Origin of the sequence: Aeromonas sp. sif2433 (genome assembly GCF_019218705.1) — a bacterium.
Lineage (GTDB): Bacteria > Pseudomonadota > Gammaproteobacteria > Enterobacterales > Aeromonadaceae > Aeromonas > Aeromonas encheleia.
The window spans coordinates 1-245 of sequence record NZ_JAHUXD010000061.1 but is presented as its reverse complement, the minus strand read 5'-3'; the positions used below and the strand labels follow the sequence as shown (position 1 = coordinate 245).

Annotated in this window: 1 protein-coding gene; it reads left to right on the top strand. The window is 66.1% G+C overall.

Annotated features, from left to right (window positions below; genetic code table 11):
• Window positions 1-245 (top strand): VCBS domain-containing protein (locus tag KW825_RS20405; RefSeq protein ID WP_218330253.1); only part of this gene is annotated, 245 nt, incomplete at both ends.

Genomic DNA, 245 nt, shown 5'->3' with positions numbered 1-245 from the left:
TCACCATCACCGGCACCAACGATCTGCCGGTGATTGCCGGCGACGACCACGGCGCGGTGACCGAGGATGCCACCACGCCGACCCTGACCGACAGCGGCACCCTGACCCTGACCGACGCGGATGCGGGCCAGGCGGTATTCGTGCCGGGCAACGGGGTGGCCAGTGCCAACGCACTGGGCAGCCTGACCATCACCACAGATGGCAAGTGGAGCTATGAAGTCGCCAACGACAAGGTGCAGTACCTG